Source organism: Providencia sp. PROV210, assembly GCF_028479445.1.
Lineage (GTDB): Bacteria > Pseudomonadota > Gammaproteobacteria > Enterobacterales > Enterobacteriaceae > Providencia > Providencia rustigianii.
The window spans coordinates 129,032-150,375 of record NZ_JAMPNQ010000014.1 but is presented as its reverse complement, the minus strand read 5'-3'; the positions used below and the strand labels follow the sequence as shown (position 1 = coordinate 150,375).

Below are 21,344 nucleotides of genomic sequence, written 5' to 3'. Positions count from 1 at the left end.
ATTAATTCGTTTTTTTCTTCTCTAAAGCTGCATTAACTTCATCCATTAACTTGGAATAAGTTTGGATACCACCCGCAATATACACTGCTGATGAATCTAAATAAGTCACTTGACCTTTTTCCCATGCAGAGGTTTTTCTCACTAATGCATTATCTAGCACATCTGCGGCAGGTTGAGCATCTTTAGCACCGATCGCATTATCGCGGTCGATAACAAATAACCAGTCTGGGTTAAGTTTCAGCAATAATTCTGAACTGACGATATTACCGTGACGACCTGTATCTTCAGTAAATACATACGCAGGTTCGAAACCTAATACGTCAAAGATAAATCCAAAGCGAGAACCTGGACCATAAGCAGAAATTTTGCCACCACTCACTAAAATGACCATCGCTTTACCTGCGGTTGGTGCTTTAGCTTTAATGCCATCAATTTTGCCTTTGAAATCAGAAACTAATTTATCTGCTTCTGCTTGTTTACCGAATAAGTTACCCAGTAAAGTTGTACGTTCCATCAAGCTATCAATAAAACGTTTGTTATCGATATCTAAAGAAATCGTTGGAGCAACGCCACTTAATTTATCGTAAGCATCACGTGCACGGCTTCCGCCTAAAATCACATCTGGCTTAGCGCTGCTGATGGTTTCATACGCAGGCTCAAATAAGCTACCGCCATTGATATATTCTGAAGTGCTATATTTTTCTAAAAACTTAGGGAAATGGGCATTAGTTTGTGGAACACCAATAATTGGAACACCTAACGCATCAATGATGTCAAGGGTTTCCATGTTCATCACAAACACACGTTGAGGATGGCTAGGAATTTCAGTTTTGCCTTGAGCATGCTCAACCACAACCGTTTGGCTTTCTGCTGTTTTATTCTCAGCTGCTTGTTTTTCTGCGACTGGGGCTGTGCTTTGTGTTTCTTTAGCGTTATCACAACCTGCTAAAGCGACTACGGACAACAATGCAATACCTGAAACTAATGATTTAGCGAACATTTAAAGCTCTCCCATCTTTCAATATGTTTATCGTTAGTCATGAAATTAACGACCCGAAGATGGCGGTTATCTTACATGAAACATAGCGCTAATGATATTAGTTTGCATTTGCATTTCGTTAAAAAATGACACAAAGCACAAAAACATCAATTCGCTATAGTTAATAGAGAAGAAAGCATCTTTTTATGTTAGAGAGGTCTCTATGAAGCAAGAATGGTGGAAATCCGCTGTCGTTTACCAAATTTATCCCAAAAGCTTTTATGACTATAATGACGATGGTATTGGAGACTTAGCAGGGATCACTGCAAAGCTCGATTATATTCACTCGTTAGGTGTCAATGTCATCTGGCTGTGCCCTATTTTCCAATCCCCAATGCAAGACAATGGTTATGATATTGCAGACTATGACCGTATCGACCCCATTTTTGGTACAAATGAAGATTTAGATACCTTAATCGAACAAGCTGCCCAACGCGGGATTAAAATTGTTCTCGACTTAGTACTCAACCACACTTCAAATCAGCATCCGTGGTTCCAAGCCGCTATTGCAGATCCCCATAGTCCCTACGCCGATTATTATCAATTTATCGAATGGGATTACCCAGCACCCCCCAATAATTTACGGACTTATTTTGATTGCCCAGTCTGGACTCGCATCCCCAATAGTTCTCGCTGGTATTTCAACTCTTTTGGGCCTGAACAACCCGATATTAATTGGGAAAACCCACAATTGCGCCAAGAAATTATCCAGATGATTAACCGCTGGATAGCCAAAGGTGTTGCCGGTTTTCGCATTGATGCCATTGGGAATATTAAAAAATCACCAGAAGCACTTTCTGTACATCGATTTCCTGCCGATCGTGAAGATGGCTCTGCATCCTTAGTACCTTGGGTGGTCAATCAACCGGGAATTCTTGACTGGCTTAACGAACTTGCCGACCAAACATTTCGCCCCGCCAATGTCATGACCGTTGCTGAAATCGATGTACCACCGCAAGATCTTGCCGCCTATGTAGGGGAAAATGGCGTATTTTCGATGGTATTCGATTTCAGTATTGCCAACCTTGATATCACCAACCAGCCACCATTTACGATTTCACCGATCACTGGAGAGCGACTCAAACCTCTCTTTATTAATAGCCAGCTCACAACTCAACAAGTCGGCTGGGGAGCACCCTATTTAGAAAACCATGATCAGCCTCGTTCCCTGAGTAAATTTTTACCTGAAAATGCCCCCACACTCGCCGCTGCAAAAATGCTCGCCACATTTTTATTAACTCAGCGGGGAACGCCATTTATTTATCAAGGACAAGAGATTGGCATGACCAACTGCCCCATGACACTCGAAGAGCATGATGATCTTCACTTGTTCAAGCTATATCAATGGGGAGCTCAGCAAGGCTATACCGAATCCCAAATGATGGATTATTTTGCTAAACGAAGCCGCGATAATGCTCGTACTCCGTTCCAATGGAATTGCCAGATAAATGCTGGATTCACAAATGGGAGACCATGGCTAAAAGTCAATCCTAACTATCTTGATATCAATGCCGAATCTCAACAGCAACACGCTGGCTCCTTATTCACCTTTTACCAGCAATTAATTACCCTACGCCGCCATTCAGCTATCAGCGATATTCTTATTGAGGGGGAGTTTCAAGAAATTGAAGCGCCAGAATCGGTTATTGCTTATCGCCGAAGACTACAGAAACGGTCTATTGATATTTATTGTAACTTTAGTCAACAGCCTCAGCGTATTAACCAAACCTATTCCCATGTTTATTTCAATAATATGCAGGATGTCTTCATTCAATCCTCAAAAATTATCTTACAACCTTATCAATCAATAATTTTTGAAATCTAAAATAGTTTAAAATACAATTTAATACTCAAAATAAGCGTAATAAAGAAATTGGCAGTAATAAATAATATCACTTTAATAATAAGCCGCTTATTTCATCTTAATAAGCGCTTTATTTACATCAAATTCTTTTAATTGATAACCTAATAATATTATTTAAAAACAAAATAACATATTGTTATTTAAGGTTTTTATTTTCAAATTCGCTTGAATTTTTGAAGATCATCAAATATAAATTAAATAACTTAAGTAAAGTCTAAATAGCGCATTAAATCTTTGAGGTTATTTATTTGCAAAATATTAATCAGAACGTTATTCAAAAAATAACTTCAGAGTGTTTGTCTATATCCAATTCACATTCAGACACTCAACAAATCCATATTGGCTTTTTTAGCGTAGGCACTCTCATTCGAGATGTTGATGGCTGGCTCTTGGCAGAAGGCACCCACTTACGTCCCTATGAATGTCTTGGTGCCCACCCCGTCAACTGCGACGGTGTTGACGGGGTGATTTTTTCTTTATGGGCGCCGAATGCGCAAAAAGTTTCTGTGATTGGTGAGTTTAATCAGTGGGATGGTCGTCACCATCCGATGGTACTACGCCAAGAAACGGGCATTTGGGAGCGTTTTATTCCTAGAGTAACCGTTGGACAAGCCTATAAATATGAATTGATAGATAACCAAGGGCACCTGCGCGTTAAAGCGGATCCCTATGCACTCAAAAGTCGTTTATTTCCCCATGTGGAATCGATAATCACTGAACTGCCTGCCAAACGAGCTCAAACATCACAGACAGCTCAATGCGAGCATTCTCAAGCACCGATATCAATCTATGAAGTTCACTTAGGATCATGGCGTCGCCACACCCATAATAATGGCTGGCTCAGTTATCGGCAGCTCGCGGAACAGTTGATCCCCTATGTTGTCGATATGGGATTTACGCATATTGAATTATTACCCATTACCGAACATCCTTTCGATGGGTCATGGGGTTATCAACCCATTGGGCTCTATTCCCCTACGAGTCGCTTTGGTAGCCTCGACGATTTTATTTACCTGATTGAAACCGCCCACCAGCACCATATCAACGTGATCCTTGATTGGGTTCCTGCGCACTTTCCCAGTGATGAATATGGATTAGTGCAATTTGATGGTACTGCACTGTATGAGTATGCAGACCCTCGCGAAGGTTTTCATCAAAATTGGAATACGCTGATTTATAACTATAGCCGCTACGAAGTGGCCAATTTCCTCGCTGGCAATGCCCTCTATTGGCTAGAACGTTTTGGTGTTGATGGCCTACGAGTTGATGCCGTTAGCTCGATGATTTATCGAGATTACAGCCGTAATGAGGGGGAATGGCTACCCAATAAATTTGGCGGAAAAGAGAATCTCGAAGCTCTCGACTTTCTGCGTTATACCAACCAAATAATTAAAGAAAACTGCCCCAATTCCATCATGATTGCTGAAGAATCCACCGCATTTCCTCGGGTCACTGACAGTATCCAAAATCATGGATTAGGCTTTGATTTTAAATGGAATTTAGGCTGGATGAACGACACACTCAGCTACATGTCCCTCGACCCTATCTATCGCCAATATCATCATCATCAAATGACCTTTGGCATGTTTTACGCTCACAGTGAGCGTTATATTTTGCCACTTTCCCATGATGAAGTGGTGCATGGGAAAGGTTCACTTCTTGGAAAAATGCCCGGGGATACATGGCAAAAGTTCGCTAACTTACGCGCTTATTATGGGTTTATGTGGGGGCATCCAGGTAAAAAACTGCTATTTATGGGGGGCGAATTTGCACAGGGGCGCGAATGGGATCACGATCGTAGCCTCGATTGGCACCTTCTCGATCCACAGTTTGATGGTTGGCACTCTGGCGTACAAAACCTTGTGCGGGATCTTAACCACTGTTACCGACAAAATTTGCCACTATACCAACACGATAATACGACTAATGGCTTTGAATGGCTGGTTGTGGATGACCATAAAAACTCTGTTTTTGCCTTTTTACGCCGTGACAATGAAGGAAATGAAATTCTTGTGGTCGCGAATTTCACACCGGAAATTCGTCACTCTTACCGCATCGGTATCCACCAGCAAGGGCGGTATCAAGAACTCATCAATACTGACTCCCACTATTATCGTGGCAGTAATACCGGAAATCTGGGCGTCATTGAAAGTGACCCCATTCAGGCTCATGGCAAAAACCATTCTCTCTGTTTAGTACTCCCTCCTTTAGCCACGTTATATCTAAAACGAGAGTCCAAATAATGAAAAAATTTGAACTACTCAAAGGAAAGCCACAGCCACTAGGTAGCCATTCTGACAGTCTTGGCACTAACTTTGCCCTCTACAGCGAGCATGCTAAAAAAATAGAGTTATGTCTGTTCAATGCCCAAGATATAGAAACCTGTTATTCACTATACCGAGGAAAAAACCATATTTGGCATGGTTATTTAGTGGGTGCTCACTCTGGCCTACATTATGGTTATCGCGCCTATGGTGAGTGGGACCCGACCCAAGGTTTACGTTTTGATCCTAATAATCTGCTGATTGACCCCTACTGTCGGGCAATTAGTGACAAACAAAATCCTCGCTCCATCGTGATGAATGAATCCTACGACTGGCAAGATGACCTTGCACCAAAGACTCCATGGGCAGAAACGATTATGTATGAAGCTCATGTTCGAGGGTTAACTCAGTTACATCCCAATATTCCCTCAAAAATCCGAGGCAGCTACGCCGCCATTGCTCACCCCGCAATCATTCACCATCTCACTGATTTAGGCATCACGGCGCTTGAGCTACTCCCTGTTCAACTCCATTTAGATGAGCCCAACTTAATCCAACGCCAACTGACCAATTATTGGGGCTATAACCCCCTAGCCCCCTTTGCCATCGAACCTGATTATTGGTCAGGGCAAGCTGGCACTACCCCGCTAAATGAATTTCGCGATATGGTCAAAGCCCTACACCGTGCAGGAATTGAAGTTATTTTAGACATCGTATTTAACCACAGTGCCGAATTAGATAATGCAGCGCCGACGCTTTGTTTTCGCGGGTTAGATAACCCCACCTACTATTGGCTAACCGAGACAGGCGAAAACCAAAATTGGACGGGTTGCGGCAATACATTAAACCTGTCCCAGCCACCCACCATCCAATGGGTTCTTGATTGTCTCCATTTTTGGGCATTAGAGTGCCATGTTGATGGCTTTCGTTTTGATCTTGCCACCGTACTGGGTAGAAAACCGACATTTACCCCTCGGTCTCCACTATTAACCGCCATTATTCACGACCCGATTCTGAGTAAACTCAAGTTAATTGCCGAACCTTGGGATCTCGGTAACGGCGGATACCAACTTGGTCAATTTCCAGCCCCGTTTGCCGAATGGAACGATCGATTTCGTGATGATATTCGCCAATTTGCCTTACACGGTACAATCCCAATCGGGATTTTTGCCAACCGCTTTGCTGGCTCAAGAGATCTCTTTCCCCAGCCCCACCACCAAAGCTATGTTTCAATCAATAAAATCACCGCCCACGATGGCTTTACCTTACGAGATTTGGTCAGTTTCAATCACAAACATAATCATGCCAATGGGGAAGATAATCGTGATGGTAATAATCAAAACTACAGCCATAACCACGGCTATGAAGGGCTTGATGCGCCGGATAAAATTCAGCAATGTCGTCAGCAAAGCCAGCGAAATTTATTGACTCTTTTATTATTGTCGTTAGGTACGCCAATGCTGCTGGCAGGAGATGAGTTAGGGCATAGCCAGCAAGGTAATAATAATGCCTATTGCCAAGATTCAGCCATTAGCTGGCTTAACTGGCGAAAACAGGACAAAAATTTATCTCAGTTTACTGCACAATTAATCTCACTGAGAAAACAGATTTTAGCCCTAAATTCTGGGAAATGGTGGGTATCCCAACCGCCAATCAACGATGTGGAATGGCTAGACGCACAAGGTGAGCCACTCACAATTGACCAGTGGCATCAATTTATTCCCCTACAAATTATTCTTTCTGGTCAATGGCTACTACAAATTAATTTAACGGAGCAGCCATATTCAATCATTTATCCTGATGGAAATTGGCATCCTGTCGCCCCTGTTATTCATCATGCTTGCAATACCGCCATACAAACTCTTCATCCAAAAACAATCAATCTGCTACAGAACATCCCCCTTTCTGACCCTGCATTATCAAGGAGATTATAATGTCTGAGAATCCGTCCTTTGCGCCTCATTCGGATATCCTACAGCGGCAGATGCTTGCCAAAATGTTACCGAATAAGACTGTGGCACTGGTTCTAGCTGGAGGAAAAGGAAGCCGCTTAAAAGCACTGACTCAGAAACAACCCAAACCATCCCTATTTTTTGGCGGTAAATTTCGCATTATCGATTTCACCTTATCCAACTGCGTCAATTCAGGCATTTATCGGGTCGGAGTATTAACCCAATATTATTCCCATTCCTTGATCCAGCATATTCAACACAGTTGGTCGTTTCTCAATGGAAAAAATAACGAATTTATTGAAATTTTACCGGCACAACAGAAACAAAATACCGATGGTTGGTACTTGGGTACTGCGGATGCCATTTTTCAAAATCTCGATATTATCCGTCGCTACCAAGCCCAATACATCATTGTGTTAGCCGGGGATCATATCTATAAAATGGATTACTCCCGCATGCTCGTCGACCATGTGGAAAAAGGCAGCCAATGCACCATCGCCTGTATTGAAGTTCCCTATTCTAGCGCCTCCGAGTTTGGCATTATGGCGATCAATGAAAATGAGCAGATTATTAATTTTATTGAAAAACCGGCGAAGCCTCCCACGATCCCGGGGAATCCGATGGTTTCATTAGCCAGCATGGGGATCTATGTGTTTAATGCCCAATACCTGTACCAACTCTTAGCTGAAGAGAATCAATTACCAGAAACCCAACATGATTTCGGTAAAGATTTGATCCCCAAAGCCGTCAAACAAGGAACGGCATGGGCGCACCCATTTAGCCGATCATGTGTATTTTCCCATTTTAATGCAGGATCAGCCCCCTACTGGCGAGATGTCGGCACTATCGATGCTTATTGGAGTGCCAATATTGATCTGGTTTCCGCCAAACCTGAATTGGATATGTATGATCCCAACTGGTCGATTCGTACGACTCACGCCCCCTTTGCCCCAGCGCGTTTTATTCAAGGAGAGCGCCAGCATCCTCCCATGATAATTAATTCCCTGATTAATGCCGGTTCAATTATTGAAGATGCCATGGTCACCCATTCTGTGATTTTTCATGATGTTCGTGTCAATGCCCATAGCCATATTGATTCTTGCGTTCTATTACCTGAAGTCTCTGTGGGATTATCCTGCCGTTTAAGGCGCTGTATTGTGGATAATGGCTGTAATTTACCGAATGGACTCATTGTTGGAGAAGATCCCCAATTCGATGCTCAGCGTTTTTATCGCTCAGAAGGTGGCGTGGTCCTCATTACCCAAGAAATGCTTACGCGTCTTGACCCTCAATGGAGAGAATAATGCGAATCTTGCACGCCTGTTCAGAACTGTTCCCTCTCTTAAAAACTGGCGGTTTGGCGGATGTGCTTGGAGCACTTCCTCAAGCACAAATTGCTGAAGGAGCTGATGTCCGTTTAGTGCTCCCCGGTTTTCCTGCTCTATTAGACGCGATCCAACATACATTGGTCGGACAAGTCTTCGATACATTTGCAGGGCAAGTTGCTTTGCGTTTTGGTACCTGCGATGGTGTCGGAATTTATCTTATTGATGCACCACACCTCTATCAAAGAGCGGGCAGCCCCTATCATAATGATGAGCTTCACGATTATGCGGATAATTACCTGCGTTTTGCATTACTCGGGTGGATTGCCAGCGAACTAGCGTGTGGATTAGATCCTCAGTGGCGGGCTGAAATTGTGCATGCCCACGATTGGCATGCGGGGTTAACAGCAGCTTATCTTGCTGCACGTGGTTATCCCGCACCTTGCGTTTTCACTGTGCATAATCTCGCTTATCAAGGGTTATTTTCGCCTAAACATTTTTCAGTATTACAGTTGCCTCGAGCCTTTTTCTCCCCCGAAGGCTTAGAGTTTTATGGGCAAATTTCTTACCTCAAAGCGGGGCTGTTTTACGCCAACAAAATTACTTTTGTCAGTCCAACCTACGCGAAAGAAGTGACAACCCCTGAATATGGCAATGGGCTTGCTGACCTACTGAAACAGCGGCAATCCCAACATAGACTTGTCGGGATCCTCAATGGCGTAGATTATCAAATTTGGGAGCCACAAATTGACCCCCTGATCCCCCACAACTATGCTCGGCAAAATATGCTGGGCAAAGGGATCTGCAAAATGACCCACCAGCGTGAGAGCGGATTAAGTGTCACGGACAAAGTCCCACTCTTTGTGGTTATTAGCCGCTTGAGTACCCAAAAAGGGCTGGATTTGCTACTGGAAGTGGTTCCCGAATTATTACGCCAAGGGGGACAACTTTCAGTACTTGGCAGCGGAGATCATGACTTACAAGCCGCCTTTGAGCAGTTAGCTCTGCATCATCCGAAGCAAGTCTCTGTAGTGATTGGTTACGATGAACCTCATGCCCATAAACTCATTGCAGCCGCCGATGTGATTGTGGTGCCTAGCCGTTATGAACCTTGCGGTTTGACACAGCTTTACGGCTTAAAATATGGTGCGCTCCCGCTAGTTCGTCATACCGGTGGTTTAGCCGATACTGTATGTGATTGTTCCCTCGAAAATCTTGCTGATCGCTCTGCCACCGGTTTCGTGTTCCATGACTACCATGGCTATCGCTCCCAACATGGAAAAACCACTGAACTCAATGATGCGGTACGCCGAGTATTTGCATTGTGGAACGAACCCACCCGCTGGAAACGGGTTCGTCGCCAAGGAATGAAAATGGATTTTAGCTGGCAAATATCCGCTAAAAAATACCTCGATCTGTACCAAAACCTTCTCTAACCACCCATATTGGAGCCGATCATGAATCCCCCATTTCATATACAAAGCCAAGAGCAGCGCATCGATAATTTAGTGGATGCCATCCAAACTAAACTGAAGTTTATGGTTGGCAAAGATCCGATTATTGCGACCTCCCATGATTGGTTGAATGCTATTTCGTATGCGATCCGTGACTTAACAGTGGATCGCTGGTTACGAGGGATCCGTCGATCCCTTTCTCAATCGGATCGTGCTATTGCGTATCTTTCGATGGAGTATCTGATCGGGCGCACCCTGTCGAATACGTTACTTAATTTAGGCATGTACGAAGATGTCTCCGCTGCATTGGAAAAAATGGGATTCAGCTTGGATGATGTGGTGCAGGAAGAGGACGATCCCGGCTTGGGAAATGGGGGATTAGGTCGACTTGCCGCCTGCTTTTTAGACTCGCTCGCGACATTAAAAATTCCTTCCGTCGGGTTCGGTATCCGCTATGAATATGGCATGTTTCAGCAAAATATTATTGATGGTCAACAGGTTGAATCTACCGATCGTTGGCTACAGTACGGCAATGCATGGGAGTTTCCGCGTTATAACCTGAGTTACAAGGTGCGCTTTGCAGGACGCATCCAACAAGAGGGAAAAATTGTTCGTTGGATAGAAACCGAAGAGGTACTAGCTCGCGCCTATGACCAAATTATCATGGGCTACGGCTGCGATGCGACAAACACCTTGAGGCTGTGGTCTGCACATGCAACCAACGAAATGAATATCAATAAATTTAACCAAGGGGAATATTCCGCGGCTGTTGAGGATAAAAATTTTTCAGAGAATGTTTCTCGCGTACTGTACCCCAATGACTCCACAGAATCTGGCAAGATCCTCCGTTTAGGTCAGGAATATTTTTTGGTTTCTGCCACACTACAAAATATTTTAGATGTGCATAGTCGCGTTCATGGCACTCTCACGAATCTCGCTGAAAAAGTGGCTATCCACCTCAACGATACTCACCCCGTTTTGGCTATTCCCGAATTAATGCGTTTACTGATTGATGAGCATGAATATGCATGGGAAGCTGCCTGGCAACTGTGCGGGAAAATTTTTTCTTACACCAACCATACGCTGATGAGCGAGGCATTAGAACGCTGGTCAGTAGACTTACTCGGCAGATTGCTTCCTCGGCATCTGCAAATTATTTTTGAAATCAACGAGCATTTCCTTAACCAAATCAAACAGCGTTATCCCAATAATTCTGAGCTGCTCACCCGGCTTTCCTTGATCGATGAATCTCATGGTCGATACGTCCGTATGGCATGGCTGGCGGTGGTAGGAAACTACAAAGTGAATGGTGTTTCTCAACTCCACTCCGAGCTAATGATCCAAGAAATTTTTGCCGATTTTGCGAAAGTGCTGCCAGAGCGTTTTTGTAATATAACCAATGGGATCACACCACGCCGCTGGCTAGCTCTGTGCAATAAACCTTTGGCTAGTTTGATCGACGAAACTATTGGTACGGGTTGGCGCGAAGATCTCACCCGGCTTTCTCAGTTGCAACAGCGCACGGATTTCCCCTTATTTATCGAGAGACTAAAAACCTGCAAACTCGAAAATAAAGTGGCTCTCGCCGATTATATTGCGCAAAACCTGAATATGATTGTCAATCCCCATGCGTTATTTGATGTGCAAATCAAACGTATCCACGAATATAAGCGCCAGTTACTCAATATTTTACAAGTGATTGGTCGCTATAACCGAATGCTGCAATATCCAGAAAAAAACTGGGTTTCCCGCGTGGTGATTTTTTCCGGTAAGGCAGCATCGTCCTATGTGAATGCCAAGATGATTATCCGTTTAATTAACGATGTCGCGCAGGTAATTAACCACGATGCGCGCCTTAAAAATCGTCTCAAAGTGATTTTTATTCCTAACTACAGCGTCAGTTTGGCGCAATTGATCATCCCCGCGACGGATCTTTCTGAACAGATTTCTTTGGCTGGAACTGAGGCATCCGGCACTGGGAATATGAAATTCGCCTTAAATGGTGCGTTGACTATCGGCACATTGGATGGCGCAAATATTGAGATTCGTGAGCATGTTGGTAAAGAAAATATGTTTATATTTGGTCACACTGCCGAGGAAGTGGAGGCTTTGCGCTCCAAAGGCTATGATCCGCGTAAAATTTATGAGGAGCATGAAGATCTTCATCAAGTGCTTAATTCGTTAGTCTCCGGCGTTTTCAGCCCCGACGATCCCAATCGTTATTATCCGTTATATGATTCACTGATAAATTTCGGCGATTATTATCAACTACTCGCAGACTATCACGCTTATGTGCAAGCCCAAGATGCCGTCGATAAGTTGTATCAAGATCCCAATTTATGGGCTCAGAAAGCACTGTGTAATATTGCCAATATAGGGTATTTCTCATCCGATAGAACGATTGGGGAATATATGGAGAAAATATGGGGGATCTAGCCGTATAGATATAATTTAGTAAGCAACCGGAACTTATTAATTAGCTTCCGGTTTAATCCTAACTAATATTTTTTATTTTCCATGTAAATCAGGTGGATTTATGTGCTTAATATGGTCTATTCCATCATTTAGTATCACATTTGGCTGTTGAAAGAGTGTATTTTTAATATTATTGATTGCACCATTAACAACATCATCACGAGCTTGCTTCGGTAAGAATAATGTACATAACCCATAGATAAGCACTGCAAATAGTATCGCAGCAAAAACGCCAGCAAAACCATTCCATAGCCATTGCATCACTCGTAAAAAACGATTTTGTTTATTCCCGTATTGTATGGCTACTGTGCGATAAAAATGTAGAATTGCAGCTTCACGCGCTTCAATTAGCTCTTGCTCATGAGCTGACTTAAGTTGATCAATCTCATTAGTGAGGCGTTCAATTTTATTGGCTTGCTCATTTGCCCCATCCAATTGAACTTCATAACCATATCGAATTTGTACTTCTAACTGATCAAAAATATTAGCGATGATTATTTTAGCTTTTTCACGATACCCTTCTATCCGAGCTGGTGTATTTACCGTTTGCCGGTGAAATGTATCCAACTCCGTAACGATAGATTCTTCGTCCATACCATTAACTCTGAGCCCTTCTGCAAATTCATTTTTCTCAAACTTATATAATGAATAAGCTAAAAATCCCTGAGTATCATCTTGCCCTTTGACCAACTCCCTGTATACCCAGCGTTTACTCATCCTTAAATTATCCATATAAAAAATCGCCACATTTGTGGCGTATTTAAAAGAACATATAATTATTAACGCTTCGTTGCAGCTCGAAATGCCCGATTAAGCATTCCATTAACCGTTTCACCCGATGATGATTTTTCAGAGAAGCTACTTATTGAAGCTCCTTGTGTCTTCGCGGGTGTAGATAGAACAGTACGAACAATATCAGCTTTACGGCTTTCAGAGAGTGGTCGTATCTCGTATTTACTCATAACTCCCTCCTTAATTGCCCAAAATAATGATAAAAATCTAGAAGAGAGTCTACCATTCACACTATAAAGAGTCATTGAGTAAACTATCAAATATTCTCTGAATAGTACCCTAAAAAGGATATTCTTCAGTTAAAACCCACATCAAATTATGCTATTCATATTCACTGTAATCCACTTCTTCATCATTCAAATCAACCATCACATTGAATTGTTCCATAATTGACATAAATGGTTCGAAAATATCGGCAGGAATAAGAATTTCATGGTAAGCATCATTACCAGAATCTAAACCTAATAGGTAATAGCTTAAAGCTTGTAGCTGCTGATTGGCACGCACAAAAATTTGATCAGGTCTTAAGCTATTTTGAGGATTATCAACACCAAAATCTAACTGAATATCAATGTCTGCAATATCCAGTGCATTTTTCAGAAAGCCAATCGCGGATTCACTATCTTTCCAGTCGATCCAGAAACTATTTCCCATATTTGATCTCACGACCAAATCCGCCATGATAAACCCCAGATCCTCATTCTCGACGCTATCAACAAAACCCTCTTCATCCTCATCAATCAGTTCTTTTAACTCTTCCTCAAAAGAAGCGATATCCGTGGCGATATTTTCTTGAGAATTCGGGTTTAGTAACTTCGCCAATTCAGTGATGGCAGGCATTATTTCATTATAAAGTTCTGCGGTTTCTGGCTTCATACCCTGCATGGAAAATCCTTAAATTTATTATCGATGTCATCGCCACTATTTTGCTGAAGTTAAAATGAGTTGTATATGAAATAAATCCTAGATTATCCGTATGTTAAGCGGATACTGGGCTACAGATCTCAATCAGGAAACCGTTAATATCATGCACATAAGCAGTGGTTTGTCCCCATGGCATTATTTCCGCTGACTGTACCAGCTTTGCGCCCGCTAATACGGCTTGATTCAGTGCCTTTTCAACCTCATCAGTTTCGAATGCTAGCTCAAAAACAGGGGCTTGCGGGTTTGGTGAAATAGCGCCTTTACCCAGCTGATTCATCAATGCTAAAGAGGAAAATGAAATCGTGGTGCTACCAGTATCTAACTCGCCGTAATCCCCGCTTTCATGTAGAAAAGCACATTTCATACCAAACGCTTGATGGTAAAAGTCGAGGGTTTTAGCAACATCATTGACGTACAATATCGCGTATTTAAATTTCATTGTTTCCCCATTCGTTCGACAAAAATAGCAGCCTTGTGGGTCAAGCTACTTAGCAACACCCTCGAGCCATTTATGGATCACTTTGTATTTCTCTTCACGTATTCCCGTTAATAATCTATTTTCCGTGAGTTGAACAGCGGCTTTACACTTCACCTAAAGGTCACATCCCAAATCTGTGGCTTCAATCACTTGAGTTAGGTTTTATCTCAATGATAAAACCCACGCATGAATATCGTGGGCTGAATTCACTTATTAAATATCTTACTGGTTATCTTGATGATTATTTTCCAAATGTGCAGCAATATAGCGCTGATAACGATGGGGTTTTAAACGGCTCATATCCACCAGTACCAACCCATCGATACAATCATTAAACGCGGGATCAGTACCAAAGTCGATAAACTGTACGCCACCAGGTTCACAGAGCTCGGTATACTGTTTATACAATGTTGGGATGGAGCAACCAATATTACTCAGCAGGCTTTTCAACTTCACTAAATCTTCTTGATAATTATCGCCATCAAACTGAGCTAAAACTTGTGGTAATGAAGCTGGATATGGTTGACGAGAACGTGCCATCGAAAGCTCAGAAGAAAAATAAAGACGGTAGAACGCAATCAATAAATCTCGAGCAGCAACGGGCATACTTCCAGAAATAGATACAGGACCAAATAAGTAACGATATTGAGGATATTTAGCAACGTAAGCACCAATGCCTTGCCATAAATATTCGAGACCCCGTTTTCCCCAATAGGCTGGCTGGATAAAACTGCGCCCCAATTCAATTCCTTGGGCTAAAATCGGCATCATATCTTGGTTATAGTGGAACAGGCTATTGCTGTAGATCCCATCTAACCCTTTTTTAGCAATTTGCTGTTCTGTTGGAATAAAACGGTAAGCACCGACAATTTCTAAGTCGTCTTCATCCCATAAAATTAAGTGGTAATAATCATCATCATAGCTGTCGAGGTCACGGCGTTTACCTGACCCCTCCCCAACTGCACGAAACGCAATTTCCCGTAGCCTTCCTAACTCTCGCAAAATCGGTGACCTAACTTCTTGCTGGCGCTGATACAGAAAAATAGTTTTGCCATCAGGCGTCACACCTAGTTTTTCACAGCCGACTAACGCTTTTTTCAGTTCCAATCTATCTTCCGGTAACGCAATGGGTGCTTCACTGGTAAATAGCCCGGTTTTTCCTTTCCCCAATAAATAGACATGGCGCCGAAAACGCTCCGCCAATTCATGGTCATTGGTTCGCCCATCATACCAATGGGAAAATGGAATACGCCCACCGATATGCAGCTTAATTCGCTTATTGCGCTGCTTAAACATCTCATTCACCAGCAATAATGCGGATAACGGCTTATAGACTATTGATGAGATATAAAACAGCAGGCTATTACGTGCTTGAACATGAATAGGGACAATCGAAGCACGAGATTTCGCCGCCAAACGTAAAAAACCCGTGCGCCAGTGACCATCACGAATGCCTTTCGCTCCCCAACGAGAAACTTCTCCCGCAGGGAAAACGATCAATGCCCCTTGATTATCCAGATGTGATTGCATACCAACGACTTGCTGGCGATTGGTTCGATTACCAACATTATCGACAGGAATAAATAAACTTTGCAGGGGTTCAAGATAGCTGAGCATTTGATTTGCCACGATCTTAACATCGGGTCTCACCGTTGCAACGGCGCGTAAAATTGCCAGCCCATCAAGGGAACCAATGGGATGATTCGCCACTAAAATGAGGGGACCATGGCTGGGAATATTTTCTAGATCCCCATCGGCTAGTTCACAGCGTACATTTAAATCATTGAAAACTTGCTCGATCAAATCCAAACCTTTTAAGTGCGGATAGTCTTTGGCAAGTTGTTGAAAATCTTTTTCGTGTAATAAACGTTTTAGTAAATTCCGTTTCCAAGCAGGCAGTGTTTGCTGGGGAAAAGCATGTTCCAGTAAAGCATCAACACTAAACATAATGGAGTCCTCTCACATATGCGTCATTGGCGAATTTAAGTCAAAATCATGACTAAAAAATATCCATTTGATGACAAATTTATGAAATACACTGTTTGAAATATAGACGACATTATCTGAAAAACGTTCGACACTTTTGACGAATCACTCTTGATTTAGTTTCTGTTGAATATTTATAAAAATAATATTTATTGATTATTCAACAAATTAGAAATTGCACTCCCCCTACAAAAAATTGGCATAAACCCTGCATTAGCTCTGATGAAAGGGCGGGAAACCGCTACATGAAAATATAGGAGCAATGTTGATGGAAAAAGTCATCACCGTCTGCCCGTATTGCGCCTCAGGCTGTAAAATTAACCTGAAGGTGGAGAACGGGAAGATCATAGGCGCAGAAGGCGCAAATGGTCACACCAATGAAGGAGAGCTCTGCCTGAAAGGCTATTATGGCTGGGACTTCATTCATGACACTAAAATTTTAACCCCGCGTTTAAAAAACCCGATGATCCGCCGTCAACGTGGTGGCAAGTTAGAAGTGGTTTCTTGGGAAGAAGCGATTGAATTCGCGAGCTCCCGCTTGTTGGCTATCAAAGAAAAATATGGTCCAAAAGCCATTATGACCACCGGTTCTTCCCGTGGGCCAGGTAATGAAGCCAACTTTGTGATGCAAAAATTTGTTCGTGCAGCGGTCGGTAGCAATAATATCGACTGCTGCGCTCGTGTCTGACACGGCCCTTCGGTTGCAGGTCTGCAGCGTTCGGTCGGTAATGGCGCAATGAGCAACTCAATTGTTGAAATTGAGGATACCCAATGTATTTTTGTCTTCGGCTACAATGCCGCAGACTCACACCCTATTGTCGCTCGCCGTATTTTAAAAGCGAAAGAAAAAGGGGCACAAATTATTGTCTGCGATCCGCGTTATATTGAAACCGCGCGTATTGCAGATATTCACTTACCATTGAAAAACGGTTCTAACATCGCGTTATTGAACGCGTTCGCCCACGTTATTATTGAAGAGAATCTGTATGATCATGCATTTATCGAGGCACATACCGACAAATTCGATGAATATCGTGGATTAGTCGCACCTTATACACCTGAATCTGTTGAAGAAATTACTGGCATAAAAGCGGCAGATATTCGTAAAACTGCGCGTATGTATGCCAAAGCTGAAACCGCAACCATTCTATGGGGTATGGGTGTTACTCAATTTTATCAAGGGGTTGAGACCGTTCAGTCACTCACCAGTTTGGCATTGTTGACGGGTAACCTCGGTAAAGCTCATGTGGGCGTCGGTCCTGTACGTGGTCAAAACAACGTACAAGGCGCGTGTGATATGGGTGCGCTGCCGAACACGCTACCGGGCTATCAATATGTTTCGGATAATGCAGCTCTGGAGAAATTTGCTAAATTCTGGGGCATTGAGAAAATGCCTGATGAAAATGGTATTCCACTGAGCGAAGTCCCTCACTTTATCGATGAAGGCGTGCTGAAAGCTCACTATGTGATGGGTGAAGATCCGCTACAAACTGAGCCTGACTTAGCAACCATTCGCCGTACCTTCGATAAATTGGAGCTGTTGATTGTCCAAGATATCTTTATGACTAAAACCGCGTCGATTGCTGACGTGATTTTCCCAGCCACTTCGTGGGGGGAACATGAAGGTGTGTACACTGCCGCAGACCGTGGTTTCCAGCGTTTTTATAAAGCGGTTGAACCTGTCGGTGATGTGAAAACAGACTGGGAAATTATCAGTCTGATGTCCACGGCGATGGGCTATCCAATGCACTACAACAACACCAAAGAAATTTGGGATGAGCTGCGTGAGCTGTGCCCGATTTATTTTGGAGCAACTTACGAAAAAATGGCGGGATTGGCATATATTCAATGGCCATGCCGTACATTAGAAAGCGAAGGTACTGAGTATCTGTATGACGGTGGTAATTTCGATACGCCAAACGGTCGTGGTCAGTTCTTTACTTGCGACTGGCGCCCGCCAATCGACCAAGTCAGTGAAGAGTATCCAATGGTACTGGCTACCGTGCGTGAAGTCGGCCATTACTCTTGCCGCTCTATGACGGGTAACTGTAAAGCGCTTGCTGCGCTTGCCGATGAGCCGGGATTTGTGCAAATCAATACTGCGGATGCGAAAGCACTCGGTATCAAAGATCAGGAATTGGTCTGGGTTTGCTCACGCCAAGGTAAAGTCATCACGCGTGCCAATATTAGCGATCGCCCAAATAAGGGTGCCGTGTATATGACGTATCAGTGGTGGATTGGAGCTTGTAATGAGTTGGTTGCGGAAAACTTAAGTCCGATAACCAAAACACCTGAGTATAAATATTGTGCAGTACGTGTTGAGCCAATCGCGGATCAACCCAAAGCTGAGCATTATGTAGTTCAGGAATACACAGCGATTAAGCGCCGCTTACGAGAGGCTGCTGAAGGAGTTTAATTTCCTTCATTCTTTGCACTGTAGGGGCTAGCAACCTACAGTGCAATTTATATTGAAAACTATTCAAAAATAATAAAATCCATCATCCAATAAAATTAGGTAAATAAAATATTAATCTCAGTTAAAAACTATTTAATATAAAAATAACCTTCCCTCAAAATAATCAACATCCTTTATTCTTAGTTATTATTTTTCCTTTTCCTTTTCCTTTTTCTTTTTCTTTTTCCAGCTTCTACCAATCTCTAAATAATTCGCGTTGTGGCTAGGCGGCAGACGCAGCTAATCCCTAGGAGCATACATAAGTATGTGACTAGGGTTAGTAAGGGCCAACAACGCCACGGCGTGAAGTATGACGAGATTACTGGAATAGGTCTTGAACACTAATGCCAAGTCTCTGCATCCTCGACAATAGCGTTGTTCTCTTTAATCCCAACCGCATAGCAGCCCCTCTCGCTCCCGCAACCACTCCATTAGTGGCTTTCAGCGCTTCAATGATCCGATTCCGCTCTTCATCGTCACTCTCTGGGGCATCGGTTTGCATTTTCCGCTCCAGAGAGCTTGGCTTTTTTAAGGCTTCTTTTATACGTGATGGTTTGGGAATATTCAGCTCATGCAACTGAATATTCAGTGTGTTTCCACGAGTTAAAATCACCGCTCGCTCAATCACATTTTCTAACTCACGCACATTTCCCGGCCACGGATACAGCGACAACTGCGCTAACACATCCCGGGGAATACAATCAATTTTGCGGTTCATCCGCTGTGCCATTTTTTTAGTAAAGTAAGTCGCTAACAGCGGGATATCTTCAGGTCTGTCACGTAATGGCGGGATCACAATCGGGAACACATTCAAACGGTAATAAAGATCTTCACGAAACTCCCTATCTTCCGTCATTTCTTTGAGATTTCGATTAGTTGCCGCAACTAAACGAACATCCACTGGAATCACTTTATTGCCACCAATGCGCTCAATTTCACGCTCTTGCAATACGCGCAATAGTTTTGGCTGTAGATCCAATGGCATATCACCGATTTCATCCAAAAATAACGTGCTTTTATTCGCCATTTCAAAACGGCCAATATGGGTGGTTGTCGCGCCGGTAAATGCCCCTTTATCGTGGCCGAATAAATCGCTTTCTAATAATCCTGAGGGAATTGCCGCACAATTCATTTTAATCAGGGTATGCTGATGCCGTTCACTGAGCTGGTGAACCGCACGGGCAATAAGCTCTTTCCCCGTTCCCGTTTCCCCTAAAATTAATACCGTACTGTCACTGCGAGCCACCAAATCCACTTGCTCCAAAACTTCACGCATGGCTTGGCTTTGGAAGATAATTTCGCTAAAACTGTTGGTGCTTTGGATCTGCTCATTCAGCCATAAATTTTCATTTTTTAGGCTGTCTTTAAGGCGCGTAATTTCACCGTAAGCTGCGGCATTATCCACTGCGATTGCAAAACGCGCGGCAATTTGCTTGAGTAAGTTACAATTATCCTCGGTAAAAATATGATCATCTTCATGGGATAATACCAATACCCCCAAAGGCTTATGGTTAAATGCCAATGGTAATAACAGCGTTTCAGCCATTCCTTCAGCACATAAATGTTGATACAGCGGATCTTGGGTTTTGGGGTCGAGAGTCAACCGCAGTGGTTTATTATCATCTAGCACAGTGGCTAAATCAGAATGCAGCTCATTCAGGTGATATTGGCTTTTCTTAACGGGCTTTGAACGCTGATAGTGACTTGAATAACAGAGATAAACTGCGGAGCTGTAATTGTCACACAGCGCAACACTGATTTGGCTAATGCCAAAAAATCGGTAGATCTCTCTGGAAACTTCAGCGACTAATCCATCCATCTCTAAGTGAGAAAGTACAGAATTAGTAATATCCACAAGGATCCTAAACTGGTCACGTTCATGGCGAATGTGTTCGGTGGTTTCGGGTTTACTCACAAAATCTCCAATCTCATCCTAATTCGCTGCATTGTTAAGTCAAAATAGGCTAACAATAATGAGAATTAGTTAGAGTTTAAAATTTTCATTTAATAAACTTCTTATCTATAAATAAGAGAGAAATAAAAAGGTTTTATACTGTGATTAGTGCGATTGCTATTTTTTATTTAATGCTAATATTGTAATCGGAATTAGAAAAATTAATATCTCAGTCTGATTTAAATTTGATCCATCCACCTATTTTGGATAATTCATTAATTCATCTATATACCAAAAGATACTTAAAAACAGTTCGACAATAATGTCGATAAACGTGTCGAATATTAAAATTTTGCGAATTATCATCCCTTAATAATAATTAATATTTTGATTTTACTGAGTTATTTTATTTCGCCAATTTGGCACGATCCATGCTTATAGA

Annotated in this window: 13 protein-coding genes and 1 pseudogene; 7 read left to right on the top strand and 7 right to left on the bottom strand. The window is 42.7% G+C overall.

What is annotated here, in order from left to right; translation table 11 throughout:
- Position 1: 1 nt before the first annotated feature.
- The gene (locus PR761_RS11105) at positions 2 to 1,000 is read right to left on the bottom strand and encodes a siderophore ABC transporter substrate-binding protein (RefSeq protein WP_006814405.1); all 999 of its coding nucleotides are present in this window, start codon (positions 998 to 1,000) and stop codon (positions 2 to 4) included.
- Positions 1,001 to 1,202: 202 nt separating this feature from the next.
- On the opposite strand from PR761_RS11105, the gene PR761_RS11100 reads away from it, so the two are divergent.
- From PR761_RS11100 to glgP, 6 genes and pseudogenes are all read left to right on the top strand, one after another.
- Positions 1,203 to 2,864, top strand: coding sequence for an alpha-glucosidase (locus PR761_RS11100; protein WP_112837414.1), 1,662 nt, complete (start codon positions 1,203 to 1,205; stop codon positions 2,862 to 2,864).
- A 359-nt stretch (positions 2,865 to 3,223) separates the two neighbouring features.
- Positions 3,224 to 5,146, top strand: a pseudogene (gene glgB, locus PR761_RS11095) (1,4-alpha-glucan branching protein GlgB); the annotation flags it as partial.
- Positions 5,146 to 7,101, top strand: a complete 1,956-nt coding sequence (glgX, locus tag PR761_RS11090) for a glycogen debranching protein GlgX (RefSeq protein WP_154610782.1) — start codon at positions 5,146 to 5,148, stop codon at positions 7,099 to 7,101. The pseudogene glgB and the gene glgX, both read left to right, overlap by 1 nt.
- On the top strand, positions 7,101 to 8,423 hold the full coding sequence (gene glgC / locus PR761_RS11085) for a glucose-1-phosphate adenylyltransferase (protein WP_112837411.1): 1,323 nt from the start codon (positions 7,101 to 7,103) through the stop codon (positions 8,421 to 8,423). Before glgX ends, glgC begins: the two co-directional genes overlap by 1 nt.
- Positions 8,423 to 9,880, top strand: a complete 1,458-nt coding sequence (gene glgA, locus PR761_RS11080) for a glycogen synthase GlgA (RefSeq protein WP_154610781.1) — start codon at positions 8,423 to 8,425, stop codon at positions 9,878 to 9,880. Before glgC ends, glgA begins: the two co-directional genes overlap by 1 nt.
- Before the next feature lie 21 nt (positions 9,881 to 9,901).
- Complete coding sequence (gene glgP, locus PR761_RS11075) at positions 9,902 to 12,334, top strand: glycogen/starch/alpha-glucan family phosphorylase (RefSeq protein WP_154610780.1); 2,433 nt, start codon at positions 9,902 to 9,904, stop codon at positions 12,332 to 12,334.
- 72 nt (positions 12,335 to 12,406) lie between these two features.
- Here the strand turns inward: glgP and PR761_RS11070 are convergent, their stop codons facing one another.
- The 5 genes from PR761_RS11070 to PR761_RS11050 all read right to left on the bottom strand — a co-directional run bounded on the left by PR761_RS11070 (position 12,407) and on the right by PR761_RS11050 (position 16,514).
- Entirely contained in the window at positions 12,407 to 13,090 is a 684-nt protein-coding gene (locus PR761_RS11070) for a hypothetical protein (protein WP_050767620.1), read from the bottom strand.
- A gap of 62 nt (positions 13,091 to 13,152) precedes the next feature.
- Entirely contained in the window at positions 13,153 to 13,335 is a 183-nt protein-coding gene (locus PR761_RS11065; protein WP_039854821.1) for a hypothetical protein, read from the bottom strand.
- A 151-nt stretch (positions 13,336 to 13,486) separates the two neighbouring features.
- Positions 13,487 to 14,050 (bottom strand): DUF6630 family protein, encoded by a 564-nt coding sequence (locus PR761_RS11060; RefSeq protein WP_006814414.1) that lies wholly within the window; start codon positions 14,048 to 14,050, stop codon positions 13,487 to 13,489.
- Between the two features lie 94 nt (positions 14,051 to 14,144).
- On the bottom strand, positions 14,145 to 14,528 hold the full coding sequence (locus PR761_RS11055) for a VOC family protein (RefSeq protein WP_006814415.1): 384 nt from the start codon (positions 14,526 to 14,528) through the stop codon (positions 14,145 to 14,147).
- Positions 14,529 to 14,789: 261 nt separating this feature from the next.
- Entirely contained in the window at positions 14,790 to 16,514 is a 1,725-nt protein-coding gene (locus tag PR761_RS11050) for a lysophospholipid acyltransferase family protein (protein ID WP_154610779.1), read from the bottom strand.
- Positions 16,515 to 16,821: 307 nt separating this feature from the next.
- Between PR761_RS11050 and fdhF the strand changes: the two genes are divergently transcribed.
- The gene (gene fdhF, locus PR761_RS11045) at positions 16,822 to 18,969 is read left to right on the top strand and encodes a formate dehydrogenase subunit alpha (RefSeq protein WP_112837406.1); all 2,148 of its coding nucleotides are present in this window, start codon (positions 16,822 to 16,824) and stop codon (positions 18,967 to 18,969) included.
- A gap of 358 nt (positions 18,970 to 19,327) precedes the next feature.
- Here the strand turns inward: fdhF and PR761_RS11040 are convergent, their stop codons facing one another.
- A complete protein-coding gene (locus tag PR761_RS11040) occupies positions 19,328 to 20,923 on the bottom strand; it encodes a sigma 54-interacting transcriptional regulator (RefSeq protein ID WP_006814418.1) in 1,596 nt (531 codons plus the stop codon).
- Positions 20,924 to 21,344 lie beyond the last annotated feature (421 nt).

Excerpts from the sequence above, each read along its gene's own strand:
- PR761_RS11105 (WP_006814405.1), bottom strand. The coding sequence starts at position 1,000 with ATGTTCGCTAAATCATTAGTTTCAGGTATTGCATTGTTGTCCGTAGTC.
- PR761_RS11100 (WP_112837414.1), top strand. The coding sequence starts at position 1,203 with ATGAAGCAAGAATGGTGGAAATCCGCTGTCGTTTACCAAATTTATCCC.
- glgX (WP_154610782.1), top strand. The coding sequence starts at position 5,146 with ATGAAAAAATTTGAACTACTCAAAGGAAAGCCACAGCCACTAGGTAGC.
- glgC (WP_112837411.1), top strand. The coding sequence starts at position 7,101 with ATGTCTGAGAATCCGTCCTTTGCGCCTCATTCGGATATCCTACAGCGG.
- glgA (WP_154610781.1), top strand. The coding sequence starts at position 8,423 with ATGCGAATCTTGCACGCCTGTTCAGAACTGTTCCCTCTCTTAAAAACT.
- glgP (WP_154610780.1), top strand. The coding sequence starts at position 9,902 with ATGAATCCCCCATTTCATATACAAAGCCAAGAGCAGCGCATCGATAAT.
- PR761_RS11070 (WP_050767620.1), bottom strand. The coding sequence starts at position 13,090 with ATGAGTAAACGCTGGGTATACAGGGAGTTGGTCAAAGGGCAAGATGAT.
- PR761_RS11065 (WP_039854821.1), bottom strand. The coding sequence starts at position 13,335 with ATGAGTAAATACGAGATACGACCACTCTCTGAAAGCCGTAAAGCTGAT.
- PR761_RS11060 (WP_006814414.1), bottom strand. The coding sequence starts at position 14,050 with ATGCAGGGTATGAAGCCAGAAACCGCAGAACTTTATAATGAAATAATG.
- PR761_RS11055 (WP_006814415.1), bottom strand. The coding sequence starts at position 14,528 with ATGAAATTTAAATACGCGATATTGTACGTCAATGATGTTGCTAAAACC.
- PR761_RS11050 (WP_154610779.1), bottom strand. The coding sequence starts at position 16,514 with ATGTTTAGTGTTGATGCTTTACTGGAACATGCTTTTCCCCAGCAAACA.